General features: G+C 65.7%; 17 protein-coding genes and 1 tRNA gene. 12 read left to right on the top strand and 6 right to left on the bottom strand.

Annotated elements, in window-relative coordinates; all coding sequences use genetic code 11:
* Window positions 1-391 precede the first annotated feature (391 nt).
* From C8N38_RS06520 to C8N38_RS06505, 5 genes are all read left to right on the top strand, one after another.
* The gene (locus tag C8N38_RS06520) at window positions 392-961 is read left to right on the top strand and encodes a hypothetical protein (RefSeq protein WP_146176233.1); all 570 of its coding nucleotides are present in this window, start codon (window positions 392-394) and stop codon (window positions 959-961) included.
* A 243-nt stretch (window positions 962-1204) separates the two neighbouring features.
* The gene (locus C8N38_RS06515; protein ID WP_108025060.1) at window positions 1205-2935 is read left to right on the top strand and encodes an AAA family ATPase; all 1731 of its coding nucleotides are present in this window, start codon (window positions 1205-1207) and stop codon (window positions 2933-2935) included.
* Window positions 2917-3909 (top strand): M41 family metallopeptidase, encoded by a 993-nt coding sequence (locus C8N38_RS06510; RefSeq protein WP_170120301.1) that lies wholly within the window; start codon window positions 2917-2919, stop codon window positions 3907-3909. The genes C8N38_RS06515 and C8N38_RS06510 overlap by 19 nt, the downstream gene beginning before the upstream one ends.
* A complete protein-coding gene (locus C8N38_RS21810) occupies window positions 3906-4529 on the top strand; it encodes a hypothetical protein (protein ID WP_245895543.1) in 624 nt (207 codons plus the stop codon). Before C8N38_RS06510 ends, C8N38_RS21810 begins: the two co-directional genes overlap by 4 nt.
* A complete protein-coding gene (locus C8N38_RS06505) occupies window positions 4526-4957 on the top strand; it encodes a tyrosine-type recombinase/integrase (RefSeq protein WP_245895541.1) in 432 nt (143 codons plus the stop codon). Before C8N38_RS21810 ends, C8N38_RS06505 begins: the two co-directional genes overlap by 4 nt.
* A 73-nt stretch (window positions 4958-5030) precedes the next feature.
* Here C8N38_RS06505 and C8N38_RS06500 read toward each other — a convergent pair.
* Both C8N38_RS06500 and C8N38_RS06495 read right to left on the bottom strand, forming a co-directional pair.
* Window positions 5031-5115, bottom strand: a tRNA-Leu gene (locus C8N38_RS06500).
* 294 nt (window positions 5116-5409) lie between these two features.
* Complete coding sequence (locus tag C8N38_RS06495) at window positions 5410-6954, bottom strand: NAD(P)H-hydrate dehydratase (protein WP_108025054.1); 1545 nt, start codon at window positions 6952-6954, stop codon at window positions 5410-5412.
* Between the two features lie 176 nt (window positions 6955-7130).
* On the opposite strand from C8N38_RS06495, the gene C8N38_RS06490 reads away from it, so the two are divergent.
* Window positions 7131-7469 (top strand): P-II family nitrogen regulator, encoded by a 339-nt coding sequence (locus C8N38_RS06490; protein WP_075785018.1) that lies wholly within the window; start codon window positions 7131-7133, stop codon window positions 7467-7469.
* Window positions 7470-7545: 76 nt separating this feature from the next.
* Window positions 7546-8952, top strand: a complete 1407-nt coding sequence (glnA, locus tag C8N38_RS06485) for a type I glutamate--ammonia ligase (RefSeq protein ID WP_108025052.1) — start codon at window positions 7546-7548, stop codon at window positions 8950-8952.
* A gap of 66 nt (window positions 8953-9018) precedes the next feature.
* Here glnA and C8N38_RS06480 read toward each other — a convergent pair whose 3' ends face one another.
* The 3 genes from C8N38_RS06480 to C8N38_RS06470 form a co-directional block, all read right to left on the bottom strand.
* The gene (locus tag C8N38_RS06480) at window positions 9019-9876 is read right to left on the bottom strand and encodes a heme-dependent oxidative N-demethylase family protein (RefSeq protein WP_245895539.1); all 858 of its coding nucleotides are present in this window, start codon (window positions 9874-9876) and stop codon (window positions 9019-9021) included.
* A gap of 90 nt (window positions 9877-9966) precedes the next feature.
* Window positions 9967-10518 (bottom strand): biotin transporter BioY, encoded by a 552-nt coding sequence (locus C8N38_RS06475; RefSeq protein WP_245895558.1) that lies wholly within the window; start codon window positions 10516-10518, stop codon window positions 9967-9969.
* Window positions 10519-10651: 133 nt separating this feature from the next.
* Complete coding sequence (locus C8N38_RS06470) at window positions 10652-11065, bottom strand: DUF6314 family protein (RefSeq protein ID WP_108025046.1); 414 nt, start codon at window positions 11063-11065, stop codon at window positions 10652-10654.
* A gap of 77 nt (window positions 11066-11142) precedes the next feature.
* Here C8N38_RS06470 and purB point away from each other — a divergent pair, with 77 nt between their 5' ends.
* The 4 genes from purB (at window position 11143) to C8N38_RS06455 (ending at window position 15901) form a co-directional block, all read left to right on the top strand.
* Window positions 11143-12450 carry an adenylosuccinate lyase gene (gene purB, locus C8N38_RS06465; RefSeq protein WP_108025044.1) on the top strand — a complete coding sequence of 436 codons (1308 nt, stop codon included), beginning with the start codon at window positions 11143-11145 and terminating at the stop codon, window positions 12448-12450.
* Window positions 12451-12563: 113 nt separating this feature from the next.
* Window positions 12564-12725, top strand: coding sequence for a hypothetical protein (locus C8N38_RS21510; RefSeq protein ID WP_165828132.1), 162 nt, complete (start codon window positions 12564-12566; stop codon window positions 12723-12725).
* Window positions 12726-12880: 155 nt separating this feature from the next.
* A complete protein-coding gene (locus tag C8N38_RS06460; RefSeq protein ID WP_108025042.1) occupies window positions 12881-13909 on the top strand; it encodes a flagellar motor switch protein FliG in 1029 nt (342 codons plus the stop codon).
* 1110 nt (window positions 13910-15019) lie between these two features.
* Entirely contained in the window at window positions 15020-15901 is an 882-nt protein-coding gene (locus C8N38_RS06455; protein WP_108025041.1) for a lysophospholipid acyltransferase family protein, read from the top strand.
* 36 nt (window positions 15902-15937) lie between these two features.
* Here C8N38_RS06455 and C8N38_RS06450 read toward each other — a convergent pair whose 3' ends face one another.
* A complete protein-coding gene (locus C8N38_RS06450) occupies window positions 15938-16636 on the bottom strand; it encodes a DUF1223 domain-containing protein (protein WP_108025039.1) in 699 nt (232 codons plus the stop codon).
* A 242-nt stretch (window positions 16637-16878) separates the two neighbouring features.
* Here C8N38_RS06450 and acnA point away from each other — a divergent pair, with 242 nt between their 5' ends.
* On the top strand, window positions 16879-19629 hold the full coding sequence (gene acnA / locus C8N38_RS06445) for an aconitate hydratase AcnA (protein WP_108025037.1): 2751 nt from the start codon (window positions 16879-16881) through the stop codon (window positions 19627-19629).
* Window positions 19630-19860 lie beyond the last annotated feature (231 nt).

Here is a 19860-nt window from a genome sequence, read left to right as displayed (position 1 = left end):
GGATGTGCAACCGGCGGATTGCGGTCCCTAGCCCCGCGTCCGGCGGCGCCCTGTTTCCCGCTTGGTTCGATCGGCGCGCACCCGGATCTGCGGCGGCGACAGTTGTCAAACGTAGCGCGACCTTCGCGAGCCATCAGGCAGTCTTTCCAAAAAGCGCTGAGCGGCAGCAATAGCCAGGAACCGGGTGAGTGCAGCATAGGATTTTGAACCATGGTCATCTGTTGCGAGTTCCGGTGGCTTTGCCCCCATCCTGGGCAGTGCTGTCGCGAGGCAGGGGCTTTCGGACGAAAGGTGGTGCGGGGTTGGACGCTCGACTGCGAGACCGCCGCTGAACTGCGGACCGCACGCCAGGTCGTGGCGGGTCACATGGACCTTTTTTCCTGGAACGGAAGTGGCCCAGATCGAGCGCATCGCAAACGGCCATTGCAAGTTGCGATGCGAGACCTGTCATTCCGGAAAAGAAGCCGAAGAAGCAGCTGACCGTGGCTGGCAACTGCAGGGAAGCGATCCGGAAGGCAACCCGAACTACAGGATCTATCGGCACGGCCGTGGGCACAGGCAGCGAGTAGCCCAAGCAAACATGCAGAGCGGTCGCTTTCAATGCACCGCATGCGGGGAGGGCTGGGCCACCGCGCAAAGCAACCTCTATGCCATTCGTATGGAGCTTCCGACTGGACTGAAGGTGGTCAAGCTCGGCTTCTCGCGCGACCCGCAGTCGCGGCTGCGTCACCAGCTCCTGCTTCAACCCGGAATCCAGGCAGAGCTTCTGCAGACCGTCCCGCAACCAACTCGCCATACCGCGCTGTGTTGCGAAAAGGCCCTGCACCGGGCGCTGAAGAAGTCTCATCCCGACGCGATCATCCCACACGCGCACTTCCAGGACTGGCGATCAGTCAAGACTGAGGTCTACGGGATCGAGATCGAGCCGCTCATCCTGAAGCGCCTCAACGAAATCCGTTAAGAAGAGCGGCGCCCGTGTACTTGGTTCCGGGACAGCTCTGCCTGACACCGGAAACTCCGCGGTGGCCCAGCCCCTTCTCCCGGAAGCAAAGCCCGCACGCTATAGTGCGCGGAGGGCCCCGGCGTGCGCCGCCACACCCACATTCCGGACAGCGCCAACTCTTCCCCCCGGATTCATCCCAAGACCCATTCCGGATCGCGCGCCTGTACCGGGCGCCATGATCCGTACAGTACGGAGACGCCAATGACCCAACCTTCCTCCCAATCTCCCCTTCCCAAGAAAACTGGCGCGAAGCGCCCGCAGTGGTGGGCCTTCGCCCAGGACTGCATCGCGCGATTGCGCGCAACCGAAACCAACATCGTCGACCTTGAACGATGCGCCGCCGCTGGCAACGCTCTGATGGCGTATGACGGCGGCGACAGCCCGAAACCGCCTGCGCGCCGCGCGGCCTCCGGGATGCAGTCGGCCGCCGTGACCATGGGCCGCGTCAGCAGTGCGTCCCATCTACCACCAGAGGAGTGGCACGCCATCGCGGCAGACGGCGGCGATCCCTTCGCCACCGCGGCGAACGGCACCACCCGCGCCGCAATCCCGCTTCCCCTGCGCGACGTGATCCTCGTCGCGCGCCTCGCCGCAACCTTCCAGAATGCAGAGGGCTGGGAGGCGTGCCTCCAACCCGGAGCGTTGACGGTCGTGGTGGGACTCGAACCCACCCTCTCCCTCGGAAAGTTGCTGACTGGCGACATGCTGCCGAATGGCTGGTCGACCCAAAGCCGGGCGCCTAGGTCCGCGCCGCACCCGGTGCTCCAGCTGCCCGACCGGCCGGTCATGGAAAAGGAACTGGAGCGCTTGCTTCACCATCCGGCGCCAATCCTGCTGCCAGTCGGGCGGCAGGAGCACCTGCCAGCTTCCTTCGGCACCGGCGAGACACGCGCGCGCGTTCTGGTCCTGGAAAAGGTGAATGCCGATATTCTCCTCTTTGCCCTGGGCGTCAGCCACAGCGCGACCGGAAGGATCGATGAGGAAAGCGTGCGGGCAATGTTGCCCGACGACGAGAGCCTGGCCAGTTTGGAGGCGGGACATCTGGCTATGGCGTGCCGCGCGCCTGCAGCTCAAGGGGTTGCCAAACGGATCTCGTTGATGACCAAGGCGGCGCCCCCCGGCGTGGTCGCGCGAGAGCGCTCCGGCCCAGCGATCATCGACGGCGCTACCCCTGCTCACGAGGCTGTCCGAAACATCGTGGCGGATCTCGCGGCATGGCAGGCTGGCGAATTGGACTGGAGCGAAATGTCACGCTCCCTTCTGATCCATGGCGCCCCAGGCACAGGCAAGACCTATCTTGCCCGGCAGTTGGCTGAGGCGGCCGGCATCGCTCTGGTCGAGGGCAGCTTCGCCGACTGGCAGGCCCGAGGATATCTCGGACATATGCTTGCCGCGATGATCAAGTGCTTCGACGAGGCGGCGGTTAAAGCGCCCTGCGTGCTCTTTGTTGATGAAATCGACGCGGTCGGGTCGAGCTTCGGCGGCGATCAGCGTGGGATGAGCTACCGGGTTCAGGTTGTGAACGGCTTCCTTCAGCAGATCGACCGTCTGGTCCGCACACCGGGCGTGATCCTGATCGGGGCCTGCAACCAGATCAGCAGACTCGATCCTGCGATCACGCGCCCTGGCCGCTTTGACCAGACCGTGCGAATGCCACTACCGTTGATCGCGGACATCAGCCGGATCCTAGGCAAAGTGCTGGCGGACAAGCTGTCCGAAAGCGAGATCGACACCCTGGCCCGCGCCGCAGTCGGCAAGACCCCCGCCGAACTTGATGCCGCATTGCGCGCCGCCACGGCCGTCGTCATCCGACCTGCTGCGCCGGCTACCTCAGGATCGATCAGCCCAACCCGGAACTGCTCCGCCGTATCGCCGTCCACGAAGCCGGTCACGCGCTTGCAGCCGAACTGCTGGTGCCGGGATCTGTCGTAAAACTCAGCCTCTCCGATCGCGACGGCCGGACCGAGCGCCGTTCGACGTTCGCCGAATTTACGGTCGAGGAAATCGAGACCGAACTGCTGATCCTCATGAGCGGTCGCGCAGCCGAGAGGCTGCTGCTGGGCGATATCTCTGGCGGCGCTGGTGGAGATAGGGAAAGCGATCTTGCCTTGGCAACCAGCTTGGTCCTGCAAATGGACCGGGAGCTTGGCCTTGGCTGTAACGGCGACGGCTGGCTGGGGCCCTCCGAGATGCAAAGGCTGACCGAGCAGGAGAAGCAGAGGGTCCGTGCAAAACTGGGGCAGGCGGAACGCAAGGCATATGCACTGCTCGGATCGAGAAAGGACACTCTTGTGAATATCTCGAACGACCTGGTGCAGCGGCGCGAAATGAACGCCTCAGCCCTGGCACAGTGGTTTGAGGGAACGCCGTCCGACGTCGTGTCTCATACGCCGGTGGACACGGCATGGCAGACCCGGCTCGCAAGACCTTGGGCACCCGTAGTCTCTTGGCTCAGCGAAGGTCCACGTGATTCCGCAAAATTCTCTTTGGGAAAATCCGTGCCAAACTTGAGTGCCCGAAAGCAACGGAGGCAAGATCGCCCTCTTGCCCCCGTGGAGAGGGAATTCTCCACAATGTCAGGGCGCAATCCACATATTTCCAAGCAGTTTCCAGACATGACATGTCCCGTCAGGCGCTCGTCATCGACTAAACTTTCAGGACGCCTTCACACAGGACAACCGCCAGAAAGGGAGGGAACACATGTCCAGACGCACCCCCTTTTGGCCGTCAAGGAAGCAACCGCGGCGCGGATATTGGATATGCGCACGAACGAGTTCAGGAACCTCGTCCAAATCGGCGCGCTGCCGCAGCCCATCGACCTCGCTGGGCAGGTGCTGCGGTGGCGGGTGTCTGGCCTGGAAGCCATCCTGACTGGCACCGTTCCCGACGAAAGCTTCGAAAGTTGAAGAAGCTGGAGCTTCCCTATCTGGACACCATCACCGTGAAGGGGCGTACCTACCACTACTTCGGGAAAGGCAAGACAAGGGTACGTCTCAAGGCGGCGCCCGGCAGCGACGCCTTCCTGCGGGCATACTGGCATCTGCGTCGTGGGCAATCGTCTGCGGCGTCCCGGACGACTTGGGACCCACTGATCGCCAGCTGCTACCAGAGCTCGAAGTACAAGCGCCTCAGCAAGGGGACCGCAGCCAACTACAGACGGCATTGCGAAGCGATCCGTGAGAAGAATGGAGCAAGGGATGTACGTTCCTTCCGGCGCAAACACGCAATCGAGGCGCGCGATGCCTTGCAGGATACCTGGTCGAAGGCCAACGAGCGCGTGGCCGTCCTCTCGATCCTCATGCGCCACGCCGTTAACCTCGAATGGATCGACCGCAACCCAATCGTGGATGTCGAGAAGCTGACGGGCGGCGAAAATGAGCCATGGCCCGAGGACAAACTTATGAGCCATGGCCCGAGAACAAACTGCTCGCCTTCGAAGCAGTATGCGAAGAGCACAGCGTCGAACCCATCATCTATGAACTGGCGATCGGCACCGGCCAGAGGCTTGGTGACTGCATCTCGATGAAATGGGACGACTTCGATAGCGAGTATATGAAAGTGGTTCAGGAGAAGACCTCAGCCAAGATCCAAGTGTACTGCCCGACGCGCCTTCAGCGTTTCCTGGAAACCATTCCCCGGAACGGAACCTTTATTCTTGCGAAGAACCGCACGCAGCACATGGGAAAACGTCAGGTGCAGAAGAGGGTCGAGGATATTCGGAAAGCGATCGGCGTTTTGTCGGGCCAAGGCCGCCTGGCGCCGCATGGCTGGCGGTACACGGCGGCGACCCAGCTGGCCGATGCGGGTGTCGACATGCGCGACATCCAGACCGTAACCGGCCACAAGACACTCTCGATGGTTCAGAAATATACCGCCCAGGCGAACCCAAAAGCGGCCTCCCGAAGGGCCCAGACGGCACGGGAACAGAGCAGAAACGAAACAGGAAAGCGCTAACAAACTGCCGAACTCGCCCGATCAATTGGGCGGCGGCATTACCACTACAGACATTTTCTCTTTGAAATCAAAGTGGTGCGGGTGAAGGGACTCGAACCCCCACGCCTTGCGGCGCCAGAACCTAAATCTGGTGCGTCTACCAGTTCCGCCACACCCGCACAGCAGCACCGAAAAGCCCCGATGCAAACCGCCGCCTTTCGATCCGCGCCCTTCTAGCAAAGCCCCCGGAAGCTGGCGAGCGGAAAAACCGCCCGTAAGGGCCGCTTCGACCCGCAGGCTCCGGCCGTAAGGCTGCCCCGAAGGGAGGCCCTGCGGCTCGCCAAAGGCGCTTTCGCCCGAAAGCCAATGGAATCGCCCGCGTGCCTCTTTCTTCTTGGCGAAAATACCCAATTTCTACCGCCCGAAGGGCGAGCACAGGAAAGCGTGCGCCGCAGGCGCTCTGCCGGATCGGCCTACAGATCGAGGGCGCGGAACACCGCGGGCAAGGCGTCGGGCAGATCCTCGGCGATCAGACCCGGACCGACCCGGCGCGCGGCGTCGGCGTGAAGCCAGGCGGCTTCGGCTGCGGCCTCGAACGCCGGGCGGCCCCGGGCCAGCAGGCCGGTCACGAGCCCGGCCAGCACGTCTCCCGATCCCGCCGTCGCGAGCCAGGGCGCGGCACGGTCGTAAAGCGCCGCGTGGATCGCGGCCCGGCCATCCGGGGCCGCGATCGCGGTATCGGCGCCCTTCAACAGCACCACCGCCCCCGACCGCGCGGACGCCGCCCGGACCGCCTCGATCCGCGAAAAGGCAGGGCCGCGCGCGGGGTGCGCCGCGAGCCGCTCGGCGAGATCGGGGAAAAGCCGGGCGAACTCGCCGCCATGGGGCGTCAGAACGCAGTGTCCATGCAGGCCCGCGACGGGTTCGGCCGTCTTCGCCAACAGGCGAAGCGCATCGGCGTCGAGCACGGCGGGGCGTCCGCTGGCAAGCGCCGCCGCAAGCAGCGCCGCCTCGCGCGGGCCGGTCCCCATCCCCGGGCCGAGGCACAGCGCCGAGAACCGCGGATCGTCCAGCAAGGCTGTCAGATCCTCCGGGCCATCGACCGCGCGCAACATCACCGCCGTCAGATGGCAGGCGCATTCGAGCTGCGCCGCCCCGGGCGCGGCCAGGGTCACAAGCCCGGCCCCCACCCGCAGCGCCCCGCGCGCCGCCAGACGCGCGGCGCCGGTCCGTCCCGGCCCGCCCGCCAGCACCAGCGCGTGGCCGTGGCTGTATTTATGCCCGCCGATGGCCGCCGCCTTGCCGATGACGCGCCCGGGGGCCTCGACCAGCGCGACCGCGCCGGGACAGGCAACGTCCTGGTCGAGCCCGATATCGGCGATGGCGATCCGGCCGCAAAAGGCGCTTCCTTCAGCGGTGAACTGGCCGATCCGGGCGCGGTGGAACGTCACGGTCAGCGCCGCCGGCAGCACGCCGCCAAGATCGCGCCCGCTATCGGTGCAAAGCCCGCTTGGCATGTCGACCGCCAGCGTCCGGCCGCCCGCCGCGCGGAAGACGTCCAGCGCAGCGGCGGTTTGCCCCGCAATGGCCCCGATCCCCCGGCTGCAGCCGCTGCCGAAAAGCGCATCAACCGCCAGATCGGCATCGCCGGAAGACACCAGCCCGGCCACGGTCTCGTCGTCCCAGGGCCGCACCCGGCCCATCGAGGCCCAGCTGTCATGGTTGCGGCGCGCGTCTGGCGGCAGCCGGTCGGGGGCTCCGAACAGGAACAGCTCGATCCGCCAGCCACGCTCGGCCAGCAGGCGGGCCACCACGAAGCCGTCGCCGCCGTTGTTGCCGGGTCCGCACAGCACCAGCGCGGCCTTGGGCCCTGCCTCGAGATCGGGCCATTCGGCCAGGGCCGCCGCGACCACGCCCTCGCCCGCGCGCTCCATCAGTGTCGCGCCATCTGCATCGCCACGCGCCATCGCGTCGGCCTCGATGGCGCGCATTTGGGCAGAGGTCAGAAGCTCGGCCATCGAAACCCTCAAAATTCGTTTCCAAAGCGCTCATTCCGCAGGCATGTCGCCCACTTCCCGGGCAGCGCCCCAAGAATCCATGAACGCCCAACTTGCGCGTCAGCCTAGCCAATTGTGCGCCTCGGGGGAAAGTGGTCTGTCGGGCGTCGAACCATACCAAGAGGGAGTCGCGCGCCGTGAAGAAGATCGAGGCGATCATCAAACCCTTCAAGCTCGACGAGGTCAAAGAGGCACTGCAGGAAGCCGGCGTTCAGGGTCTTTCGGTGATCGAGGTGAAGGGGTTCGGCCGCCAGAAGGGCCATACCGAGCTGTACCGCGGCGCCGAATATGTCGTCGATTTCCTGCCCAAGGTGAAGATCGAGATCGTCCTTCCCGACGATCAGGTCGAGGCCGCCATCGAGGCCATCGTCAACGCCGCCAAGACCGAGAAGATCGGCGACGGCAAGATCTTCGTCTCGCCTGTCGAGCAGGCGATCCGCATCCGCACCGGCGAGACCGGCGAGGACGCCCTTTAAGACACCCGTAACGCATGCGCCGGGTCCGCCCGGCCAGGACGCGACCAAACCTAAGTACAGAGGGGAAGAAGGTCACATGAGCAAAGACACGGTTCTCAAGACCATCAAGGACGAGGACGTCGAATACGTCGACATCCGCTTTACCGATCCGCGCGGCAAGCTGCAGCACGTGACGGTGATGGCCGACCTGGTGGACGAGGATTTCCTGGACGAAGGCTTCATGTTCGACGGCTCGTCGATCGCCGGCTGGAAGTCGATCGAAGCCTCCGACATGAAGCTGATGCCCGACCCGGACAGCGCCTATATCGACCCGTTCTATGCCGAGAAGACGCTTTGCGTGCATTGCTCGGTGGTCGAGCCCGATACCGGCGAAGCCTATGACCGCGATCCGCGCGGCACCGCCGAGAAGGCCGAAGCCTATCTGAAATCCTCGGGCATCGGCGATGTGGCCTATTTCGGCCCCGAAGCCGAATTCTTCATCTTCGACGACGTGCGCTATGCCGTGACCCCGAACAAGGTCGCCTATGCCATCGACGTCGAGCATGCCGCCTGGAACACCGACACCGAATACGAGTCGGGCAACCTCGGCCACCGTCCGACCTACAAGGGCGGCTACTTCCCGGTGAACCCGTCGGACGAAGGCCAGGACATCCGGTCGGAAATGCTGTCCACGATGAAGCGGATCGGCATGAAGGTCGACAAGCACCACCACGAGGTGGCGACCTGCCAGCACGAGCTGGGCATGATCTTCGACAGCCTGAAGAAACAGGCCGACAACCTGCAGAAATACAAGTACGTCATCCACAACGTGGCGCTGGCCTACGGCAAGACGGCGACCTTCATGCCGAAGCCGATGGCGGGCGACAACGGCTCGGGCATGCACTGCAACATGTCGATCTGGAAAGACGGCAAGCCGCTGTTTGCCGGCGACAAATATGCCGATCTGAGCCAGGAAGCGCTGTGGTACATCGGCGGCCTGCTGAAGCACGCCAAGACGCTGAACGCCTTCACCAACCCCTCGACCAACTCCTACAAGCGGCTGATCCCGGGCTTCGAAGCCCCGGTGCTGCGCGCCTATTCGGCCCGCAACCGCTCGGGCTGCATCCGTATCCCGTGGACCGAGAGCCCGAAGGCCAAGCGCGTCGAGGCCCGCTTCCCCGATCCGGCGGCGAACCCCTATCTTGCCTTCTCGGCCCTGCTGATGGCCGGTCTCGACGGGATCAAGAACAAGATCGATCCGGGCGAGGCGATGGACAAGAACCTTTACGACCTGCCGCCCGAGGAACTGGAAGGCATTCCCACCGTTTGCGCCTCGCTGCGTGAAGCGCTGGAAAGCCTTGCCAAGGACCACGACTTCCTGCTGGCGGGCGACGTCTTCACCAAGAGCCAGATCGAAGGCTACATGGAGCTCAAGTGGGAAGAGGTTTACGCCTTCGAACACACGCCCCACCCGATGGAATACAAGCTGTACTACAGCTGCTGATCGGGTCCTTCGGACCGAATTTCGGAAAGGGCGCCTTCGGGCGCCCTTTTTGCGTCCCCTCAGGGATCAGGCCGGGCGCGCCGGATCATAGCCGATCGGATGCGCCTCAAGCGCCGCGCGTTGGGCAGCGCTCAGGCTTTCGGTCGCTACGACATAGGTGTGGATCGAGAACACCACCGCCCGGGTCCGCGGCAGCCGCACCAGCACCTGGCGTTCGCTTCGAAGATAGGGCGCAGGACCGGCCACCTTGGCACGCGGCGCGGCCTCGGGGCGGGGCTGGAAAAGCGCGGGGTCGGTGTAGAAATGCGCATTGGCCCGCCAGAGCGGCCGTCCGGGCGCAAGCCCCGCACACAGCCGGTCGACCCGGGCGGCCAGCATCCCGTCATATTGCGGCACCGGGCCGTGCACGGCGCCCAACGGACGGCCGATCTTTTCGGCCAGCAGCCAGCTTGCCGGAAAGCAGAGAATGGCGCCGGTCAGAACCGGTCCCTCGGGGCCCGGCTGCAGCAGACAGAAATCCTCCTGCACCAACCGCCCCAGCCGGACAAGCGGCGGCCCCTCAAGCGGCACCCGCACCCCGTCGGGGCGCAGGACCTCCGCGGCGCCGATGACGGTTCCGGGACGCGGAGCCAGATCGGCCAGCACGAGATCGTAAAGCTCCCAGGCGGCGTCTTCGGCCTCGGGGCGCATCGCATGCACCGCCTCGCGATGGGTCGCGATCAGCCGGCCGCGCTCGGCCATCTGGGCGCCATAGGCCTCGTCGCGGATCAGCCAGAGATCCGGGGCAAGCGGCTGGATGCCCGGCAGGCGCCGCATCGCGGGCTCGGCCCAGGGGGTGTAGGGCAGCGTTGTCTGAAGGATCGGCGCAGCTTGGGTAATGGGCCGATCAGAGCCCGCGGCGGGCGTCTCGGCAAGTCCCGTCAAGGGACCGAGGCCTAGGCCCGGGGGGGGCCAAAACGAAAAGGGCGCGGCCCGAAGGCCACGCCCTTTCCGAAATGCCGTATCTTGGGGCGATCAGTCGCGGCCGATCAGCCGCCAGACCGCCGGAACCGCCAGCGCGGCCAGCGCCAGTTTCAGCGCGTCGCCCAGCAGGAAGGGCGTCAGGCCCCAGGCCAGGATCGGCTGGTCCCAGCCATAAAGCTGGCCGAGCCAGATCAGGCCCGGCACGTAGAGCACCACGTTGCCGACCAGCATCGCCACGGCCATCCGGCCCATCGAGCGGTCCCATCCGGCGCGGGCGAAGGTGCCAAGCGCCAGGGTGGCCAGCACGTAGCCGACCAGATAGCCGCCGGTCGAGCCCATCATGTAGGTCAGCCCCGACAGTTCGGCCGAGGACCCGGCGAAGACGTCGAAGCCCAGCGCGCCGACACCCATGTAGCCGAGGATAGTGATCAGACCCAGCCGCGGCCCGTAGGCGGCGCCCAGCGTCAGCACCGCGAAGGTGGTCATGGTCATCGGCACCGGGAACATCGGCACCTTGATATGGGCCGCCAGCGCCAGGATCGCGATCCCGGCCACGACCAGAGCCGCGTCCCGCGCCACGCGCAGCGCGCCGTTCCGGGGCATGATGTTGTCGACAAGGACCTTTTCGGTCAGGGCATACGCCATTACGGTCACTCCCGTTGCATCCGTTGCAACCCGTATTGCCCGAGCGGCGCTTCCGGCGCAAGGCCCGGCGGGACGCGACGGTGACCCCCGGCTAAGATTCGGGCCGGTATTCGCTCTCCATCGCATAATTCTTGCGCGGGCCATGCACCTCCCAGCGGCTCGACCAGCAGGGCCAGGCGGCGAAATCGTAGCGGACGCGGTAAAGATCGGGCGCGCAGTCGTGTCGCGCCTCGGGTCGGTCGCCCGGACCCAGCGCATGAAAGAAGCGGCCATCCTCGAAGAAGACCTCGATCCCCGCGGCGCCCGCGCGCCAGAGATAGCGCCGGGTCGCGACCGCCGGGGCCTGACCGGGAAGTTCGAGCCGCCCGGTCTCGTCATAGACAAGCCCCGCATCATCGCGCGCGAAGACCGCCCTGCCCGTCAGCCGCAGCACCTGCCCGCTCAGCCGGTCGTCGATCCGCCGCGTCAGCCGCCAGCATCCCTCGAAATCGCCAAGTTCCGGCACCCTGCCCCCGCTTCTTGCCGCGCCTGAGCGCAGGCGGTATCAGACCGCGAACCCACGTCCAAGCGAAGGCTGCGCCCATGATCCCCCGCTATGCCCGCCCCGAGATGACCGCCATCTGGGACCCCTCCACCAAGTTCCGCATCTGGTACGAGATCGAGGCCCATGCCTGCGACGCCCAGGCCGCGCTGGGGGTGATCCCGAAGGAAAACGCCGAAGCCGTCTGGAAGGCCAAGGACGTGGTCTTCGATGTCGACCGGATCGACGAGATCGAGGCCGTCACCAAGCATGACGTCATCGCCTTCCTGACCCATCTGGCCGAACATGTGGGCTCGGACCAGGCGCGTTTCGTCCATCAGGGCATGACCTCGTCGGACGTGCTCGACACCTGCCTGAACGTCCAGCTGATGCGCGCGGCCGATCTTCTGATCGCCGACATGGACAAGCTGCTGGCCGCGCTCAAGCGCCGCGCCTTCGAGCACAAGGATACGGTGCGGATCGGGCGGTCGCACGGCATCCACGCCGAGCCCACCACCATGGGCCTGACCTTCGCCCGTTTCTATGCAGAGATGGAACGCGGCAGGCGCCGCCTCGTTGCCGCCCGCGAGGAGATCGCAACCGGCGCCATCTCGGGCGCTGTCGGCACCTTCGCCAATATCGACCCCTCGGTCGAAGAACATGTCTGCAAGCAGATGGGCCTGAAACCCGAGACGATTTCCACCCAGGTCATTCCGCGCGACCGCCACGCGATGTTCTTCGCCACGCTGGGTGTGATCGCCTCGTCGATCGAGAATGTCGCCATCGAGATCCGCCACATGCAGCGGACCGAGGTGCTGGAGGCCGAAGAGTTCTTCTCGAAGGGCCAGAAGGGCAGCTCGGCGATGCCGCACAAGCGCAACCCGGTCCTGACCGAGAACCTCACCGGGCTCGCGCGGCTGGTGCGCATGACCGTGGTCCCCGCGATGGAGAACGTGGCGCTCTGGCATGAACGCGACATCTCGCACAGCTCGGTCGAGCGCGGGATCGCGCCCGATGCGACCGTGACGCTCGATTTCGCGCTGAACCGGCTCGCGGGCGTCATCGACAAGCTGGTGATCTACCCCGAGAACATGCTTGCGAACATGAACAAGTTCAAAGGACTGGTGATGTCCCAGCGGGTGCTGCTGGCGCTGACCCAGGCCGGTGTCAGCCGCGAGGATGCCTATCGCCTGGTGCAGCGCAACGCCATGAAGGTCTGGGAACAGGGCAAGGACTTCAAGGAAGAGCTGCTGGCCGATGCCGAGGTCACGGCGGCGCTGAGCCCCGCCGAGATCGAGGAGAAATTCGACCTCGGCTATCACACCAAGCATGTCGACACCCTGTTCAAGCGGGTCTTCGGCGAAAGCTGAGCCCGGCCGCGCGGCGCGTTTCGGGGCGGGAACGCGCCTGCTGATATTTCCGTGAACGCCTGGCCAAGCGATTCGGTGCTATCCTCCCTCCACCTTCAGGAGGGAGATGCACCATGACCACCAGGACGATCCTTGCAGCGGCGGCGCTTGCGCTCGTGCCCGCGCTCGCCTCGGCCGAATGCGGCTGGGAAAAGCGCATCAACGCCAATACCTGCGGCGAAGGCCAGACCTTCGACACGGCCACGGGCACCTGCGTGGACCAAAGCACCAGCTGATCCGGCCCTTGTGCGGCGCCCGGCCGACCCGGTGCGCCGCCCTTTTCTGCGAAACCACCGCAGTTCCGACAAATTTCCCTCACGATGACGGTCTCCGATAACCCCGGCTTAACACCCGGGGATTAACCCTCTTCCCCAAGAAGACGGAGACCCACGTGCAGAGTTTCGGAGCCCCTATCGCCTCTCCCGGCCTGACATCGCGCCAGAAGGCCGCGATCATCGTTCGCCTCGTGCTGAACGAAGGGATCGACCTTCCCCTGCATTCGCTGCCCGCGACGGTGCAGACCGATCTCGCCGACGAGATCGCGAAAATGCGCTATATCGACGGCAACACGCTCCAGGTCGTGATCGAGGAATTCCTGATCGAGCTGGAACAGTTCGGCCTCGCCTTCCCCGGCGGAATCGACGAGGCGATGCGTCTGCTCGGCGATCATCTCAGCCCCGAGGCCGCGGCCGCGATCCGCGCCCGCTTCGGCACCGAACGGGGCGGCGACCCCTGGGCGACGCTGGCCGGGCTCGACCCGACCCGGCTGACCGAGATCCTGCTGGCCGAAAGCCCCGAGGTCGCGGCGGTGGCCCTGTCGAAGCTGCCCAGCCAGATCGCCGCGGCGATCCTTGGCAAGATGCCCGGGCCCGAGGCCCGGCGCATCGCCTTCGCGATTTCGCGCACCGCCGAGGTGCCCCCTGCCGCGGTGGTGCGAATCGGCCGCGCCCTCGCCGACCGGATCAATTCCGCCCCCGAACCGGCCTTCGATCTCGCGCCGGAAACCCGGATGGGCGCAATCCTCGACGTGGCGCCCGCCGCCACGCGCGACGACGTGCTGGAAGGCCTGCGCGAAACCGATGCGGAACTGGCCGAAAGGGTCCGTCAGGCGGTCTTCACCTTCGCCGACATTCCCGACCGTCTGGACGAACGCGACGTGCCGGCGCTGACCCGGGCGATCGAACAGGCCAAGCTCATCACCGCGATGGCGGGTGCCGACGGCAAGACCGGACCGGCGGTCGAGTTCATCCTCAACAACATGTCCCAACGGATGGCCGGCCAGATTCGCGACGAAATCAACGATCGCGGCACCCCCGCCGCAGACGAGACCGAGGCCGCCATGGCCGACGTCATCGCCGCGATCCGCGGCATGGAGGCCGCGGGCGAAATCAAGCTCAGGAAGTCCAGCAAGGCCGCCTGATACCCGGCGGACAAGGCCGAACCGATGGGAGGGGCCAGACCGGCGCTGGCGCCCGGCGGCCCCTGCCCCCCTAGCAGGCCGCTGAAAAAGGTCTCAGCCGCGCCCCTGTCGGCTCGCTCGTCAGGCTCTAACGCGCTGGATTTTCATCAGCTCAACGAGAGAGCTCGAAAAATGACGCCCCTTAGCATCGAAAAGGCGATGGTCGGAGTTTTTCAGCAGCCTGCCAGGCCCGGCCAGACGGCATCGCGACCGAGGGCGGTTTTCAGGGACCGGCACGGTCATATGCGCGGATGATTGGTCCAAACACCCAAACACGCTCCGATCTTTCGGCCTGGCCTGCGAGAGCGCGCCAGAAGGGCTGAACGGCCGCAACCGGCCCTATGGGACGCCCGGGAGGCTGGGATGTGAATGGTCCGATAGGTCCGATCGCTGAGCCCGCCTTTCGAGGCCGCGCCACGGGGACGGTTTCACAGGACCTCGGCCAGATCTCCTTCCGGCGGGGGCTGGCCGCCAAGATCGGCCCGTCAGCTCGTCGGGTCAATGAGCGCGGCCCAGGACGTTGCACCCCGGCAACCGATCTGCAGGATCTGGCCCGAACGGAATGCCCACGCGGGGATGGCCGATGAAATTGACCCGACGGGTCTGCCCTCTGGGCACGGCCTAGACGCCGCGCCCCCGCGACCGATCCAACCGAACCTCCCCGGATGGCTTGACCCCGGGAGACCCGGCAATGAACGAGATCGTCTCTCGGGTCCGCCCTGCCACTCCGACCAACAGCGCCGTCCAGTGCGGCCAAGCCGCGGACCGCGGGCGGCGCAGCCTGCCTCGCCGGTCCCACATCCGGCTCGACGATCCGCACGGGCGGCCCCTTCGGGCGACGCAGCAACGTTCCAGGACCGGCGGCCGCCGAAGACCCCGAACCGTCCCGCCTCGCGCACAACCTGGCCGAAAGAGCCGGTGCTTGCCGGAAGGGCCGGTGCTTGTGGCAGGGGCGCGGGGCGACTATGTCTGCCAGCGCGGCGGGCTGACCCTGACGGGCGGCGGCATCGGGGCCGCATCAGGCATCGCGGCCCCGGTAAGCGGGCAAAGGCACGAAAGGAAACCGGTCCGATGGGCAAGCGGGACAGGCGCGCACGGCGGCTTGGCGACTGGCTGACGGACCGCGTCGCGCGGCTGCTGATCGGCACGGCGCTGGCCCTGCCCTATGAGCGCCGCGTGCCCTTCGGCGGGTGGGTCACGCGGCGGCTGATCGCGCCCGTTGCGGGCTATCGCGCCCGGGCCGAGGCCAATCTGACGCTGGTCTATCCCCAGATGCCTGCCGACGAGCGGCGTCGCATCGCCGATGCCGTGGCCGACAATGCCGGACGCACCCTGATCGAGAACTACTCGACCCGCGCCTTCCTCGCGCGCATGGCGGAGGCCGAGCCGCAGGGGCCGGGACTCGCGGCGCTCGAGGCAGCCCGCGCGGCCGGACGCCCCGCGATTCTGGTCACCGGCCATTTCGGCAATTACGAAGCGGCCCGGGCGGCGCTGGTCGCGCGCGGCTACGAGATCGGCGGGCTCTACCGGCCGATGGCGAACCCGTTCTTCAACGCCCATTACGTCCGCACGATGGAGGCCTTCGGCGGCCCGGTCTTTCCGCAGGGACGGCGCGGCACTGCGGGGTTCGTGCGGCATCTGCGCAGCGGCGGAATGCTTGTGCTGCTGACCGACCAGCATGCCCGCCGGGGAGCCGAGCTGCACTTCATGGGCCAGCCTGCACTGACGGCCCTGTCCGCCGCCGAACTTGCGCTGCGCTACGGCGCCGATCTGATCCCCTTCTACGCCACGCGCCGCCCCGACGGGCTGAGCTTCGATATCGAGATCGAGGCCCCGGTGCCGCCCTCGACCCCGCGCGAGATGATGCAGGCGCTGAACGACAGCCTCGAGGCGCGCGTCCGCCGCCACCCCGAGCAATGGTTCTGGATTCATCGCCGCTGGAAGGTCCGCTGACCGCGCCCGCCCCGGGGGAGCGTCTGCCGGAGAGCCTCAGCGCAGGCGCGCTGCCGCCAGGATCTCGCCCGGTCCGGGGCGCTGCAGGATGGCCACGACCGGTTCGTCTCCGGCGGCCTCGATGCTCATCGACAGCGGGTCGGCGCCGTTCCAGCGCGCCACCGGCGTCCAGGCGTCGACGATATTGGTATAGCGCAGCGACTTGCCCGCATTCTCGCCGCGCTCGATATCGACCATCTGCTCGGGCCGGTAGCGCACGATCTGCAGCACCGCATCTTCGCCGAAAGCTTCGGTCGAGACCGCCGACACCGTCACCGTGTCGCCCTGCCGGGCCAGGCTGAGCGAGACCGGGCTTTCGGTCACGGCATGCGCCTCGATCAGATGGGCCAGGTCCATCGGCCGGTAGCCGACCACGTGATCCTCGCCCTCGACCACCATCTGCGGCGTGTAGATCGACCGCTTGCCCGCGGCATGGGCATAGGCCTTCTGGCGCCGGGTGAAGGCCGGATCGGCGAAGACATCCTTCCAGCCGATATAGTCCCAGTAGTCCACATGCAGCGCCAGAGCGATCACGTCGTCGCGCTTGGCCAGTTCGGCCATCAGCGCATCGGCGGGCGGGCAGGATGAACAGCCTTGCGAGGTAAAGAGCTCGACCACCACCGGGCTCGGATCCGACCGGGCGGGACCGGCAAAGGAAACACACCCCGCCAACAGGACCGTAAGGACTGCGCGCATCAGACTCGCCTTGATTTCCCCTTCGCCCGATCTTCGTACCCAAGCGCCCGGACACCTGCCAATCAAGGATTCGGGAGGGGGCCGTGCGGATCGGCCGCGCAGGACCGGAGTTTGGCTGGACATTTCTGTGCACAACGGTATACAAATCTTGCCGCACCCTCTTGATCGCCCCCGGGGGATCGGGCAAGAGCGTGCAGGTAATTTCGTGAACCGCGCGACACCCTGATGGAGAACGATCTTTCATGCCGATCACCGTTGGACAGGACACAGCCAAGACCCGCAAGACGCTGAGCGTCGGACGCGCCAGCTATGCCTATTACTCGATCCCCGCGGCCGAGGCGGCCGGGCTCGGTGATTTCGGGCGTCTTCCCGCCGCGCTGAAGGTGGTGCTTGAGAACCTGCTGCGCTTCGAGGACGGCAAGACCGTCACCGTCGACGACATCAAGGCCTTTTCGGACTGGGCCGCGAATGGCGGCAAGGCCGCCCGCGAGATCGCCTATCGCCCGGCCCGAGTGTTGATGCAGGACTTCACCGGCGTTCCGGCCGTGGTCGACCTGGCCGCGATGCGCGACGGCATTCTGGGCCTTGGCGGCGATGCGCAGAAGATCAACCCGCTGAACCCGGTCGATCTGGTCATCGACCACTCGGTGATGATCGACGAGTTCGGCAACCCGCGCGCGTTCCAGATGAATGTCGACCGCGAATACGAACGCAACATCGAACGCTACACCTTCCTCAAATGGGGCCAGAAGGCGTTCAACAACTTCCGCGTGGTGCCGCCCGGCACCGGCATCTGCCACCAGGTGAACCTGGAATACCTGGCCCAGACGGTCTGGACCGATACCGATCAGGACGGCGCCGAAGTGGCCTATCCCGATACGCTCGTTGGCACCGACAGCCACACCACCATGGTCAACGGGCTGGGCGTTCTGGGCTGGGGCGTCGGCGGGATCGAGGCCGAGGCCGCGATGCTGGGCCAGCCGGTCTCGATGCTGATCCCCGAGGTCGTGGGCTTCAAGCTGACCGGCAGCATGGTCGAGGGCACGACTGCCACCGATCTGGTGCTGAAGGTCGTGCAGATGCTGCGCCAGAAGGGCGTCGTCGGCAAGTTCGTCGAATTCTACGGCGAGGGGCTCGATCATCTGCCGCTGGCCGACCGCTCGACAATCGCCAACATGGCGCCCGAATACGGCGCCACCTGCGGCTTCTTCCCGGTCGATGAGGAAACCCTGCGCTATCTGACCCAGACCGGCCGCGACAAGGACCGTATCGCGCTGGTCGAGGCCTATGCCAAGGCCAATGGCATGTGGCGCGATGCCGATTACGACCCGGTCTATACCGACACGCTGCATCTCGACATGGGCACGGTCGTGCCCGCGATCTCGGGCCCGAAACGGCCGCAGGATCACACCCCGCTGACCAATGCCGCGCAGTCCTTCTTCAACGTGGTGTCGGATTATCGCGGCATCGACGAAAGCGAGGAAGCGCGCGACATGCTGGCCGAGGCCCCCGCGCCCGATCTCGATGCCGATCCGCGCAAGAGCGCAAAGGTCGAGGGGCAGGAGTACGAGCTGCGCGACGGCTCGGTGGTGATCGCCTCGATCACCTCCTGCACCAACACCTCGAACCCCTATGTGATGATCGGCGCCGGGCTCGTGGCGCGCAAGGCGCGCGAACTGGGCCTGACCCGCAAGCCCTGGGTCAAGACCTCGCTCGCCCCCGGCTCGCAGGTCGTCAGCGAATATCTCGAGGCGGCCGGGCTGCAGGAAGACCTGGACGCGATCGGCTTCAACCTCGTGGGCTATGGCTGCACCACCTGCATCGGCAATTCGGGGCCGCTGGCCGAGGAGATCTCGAAGGCGATCAACGACAATGACCTGATCGCGACCTCGGTGCTGTCGGGCAACCGCAACTTCGAGGGCCGGATCAGCCCCGATGTGCGCGCCAACTACCTGGCCTCGCCGCCGCTCGTGGTGGCCTATGCCATCGCGGGCGACATGAATATCGACCTGACCCGCGATCCCATCGCCCAGGACAAGGACGGCAAGGACGTCTTCCTCAAGGACATCTGGCCGAACCAGGCCGAAATCGCCGAACTGGTCGAGAAGACCGTGACCCGCGACGCTTTCCAGTCGAAATATGCCGACGTCTTCAAGGGAGACGAGAAATGGCAGGCGGTCGAGACCACCGACAGCGAGACCTATGACTGGCCGGCGAGCTCGACCTATGTCCAGAACCCGCCCTACTTCCAGGGCATGGGCACCGAACCCGGCGAGATCACCGATATCGAGAATGCCCGTCCGCTGGCGATCCTGGGCGACATGGTCACGACCGACCACATCAGCCCTGCCGGGTCGTTCAAGGACACGACGCCTGCCGGCAAGTACCTGATCGAGCGTCAGGTGCCGGTGCGCGAATTCAACTCCTACGGTTCGCGTCGCGGCAACCACGAAGTCATGATGCGCGGTACCTTCGCCAATATCCGGATCCGCAACGAGATGCTCTCGGGCGTCGAGGGCGGCTATACCAAGGGTCCGGACGGTAACGAGACCTCGATCTTCGAGGCGGCGATGGCCTGGCAGGAGAAGGGCGTGCCTCTGGTGGTGATCGGCGGCATCGAATATGGTGCCGGGTCCTCGCGCGACTGGGCGGCCAAGGGCACGGCGCTTCTGGGGGTCAAAGCGGTGATCGCCGAAAGCTTCGAACGCATCCACCGCTCGAATCTGGTGGGAATGGGGGTGATTCCCTTCGAGTTCACCGACGGCGACACCCGCAAGACGCTGGGTCTGACCGGCGAGGAACGCTTCTCGATCAAGGGTCTCGCGGGCGATCTGAAACCGCAGGCCCAGGTGCCCTGCACCATCGTCTATGCCGATGGGACCGAAAAGACCGTGACGCTCAAATGCCGGATCGATACCGCCATCGAGAAGGAATATGTCGAGCATGGCGGCGTGCTGCACTACGTTCTGCGCAACCTCGCCAAGGCCGGGTGATCCGCCAAGCCGTTGAAAACAAATCGCCCCGGGCCAAAACCCGGGGCGATGTCATTTTCTGAAACAAAAGTTTTTGTTCCGGCAACCCGGTTCCGCTTTGCGCTGGATCAAGTTTGGGCTATGATAAGTCCATATTGAGGACGATTTTTGACAGATATTTCACAAGACATTTTCAGGGGGGAATTGGGGGACCGTCACAAGACGACAACGGCCTTGATTGCGTGAGACAGG

The sequence above is a fragment of the Rhodovulum kholense genome, assembly GCF_003053725.1.
Lineage (GTDB): Bacteria > Pseudomonadota > Alphaproteobacteria > Rhodobacterales > Rhodobacteraceae > Rhodovulum > Rhodovulum kholense.
The sequence above is the reverse complement of the archived record's forward strand: the minus strand, read 5'-3'. Positions and strand labels throughout refer to the sequence as shown.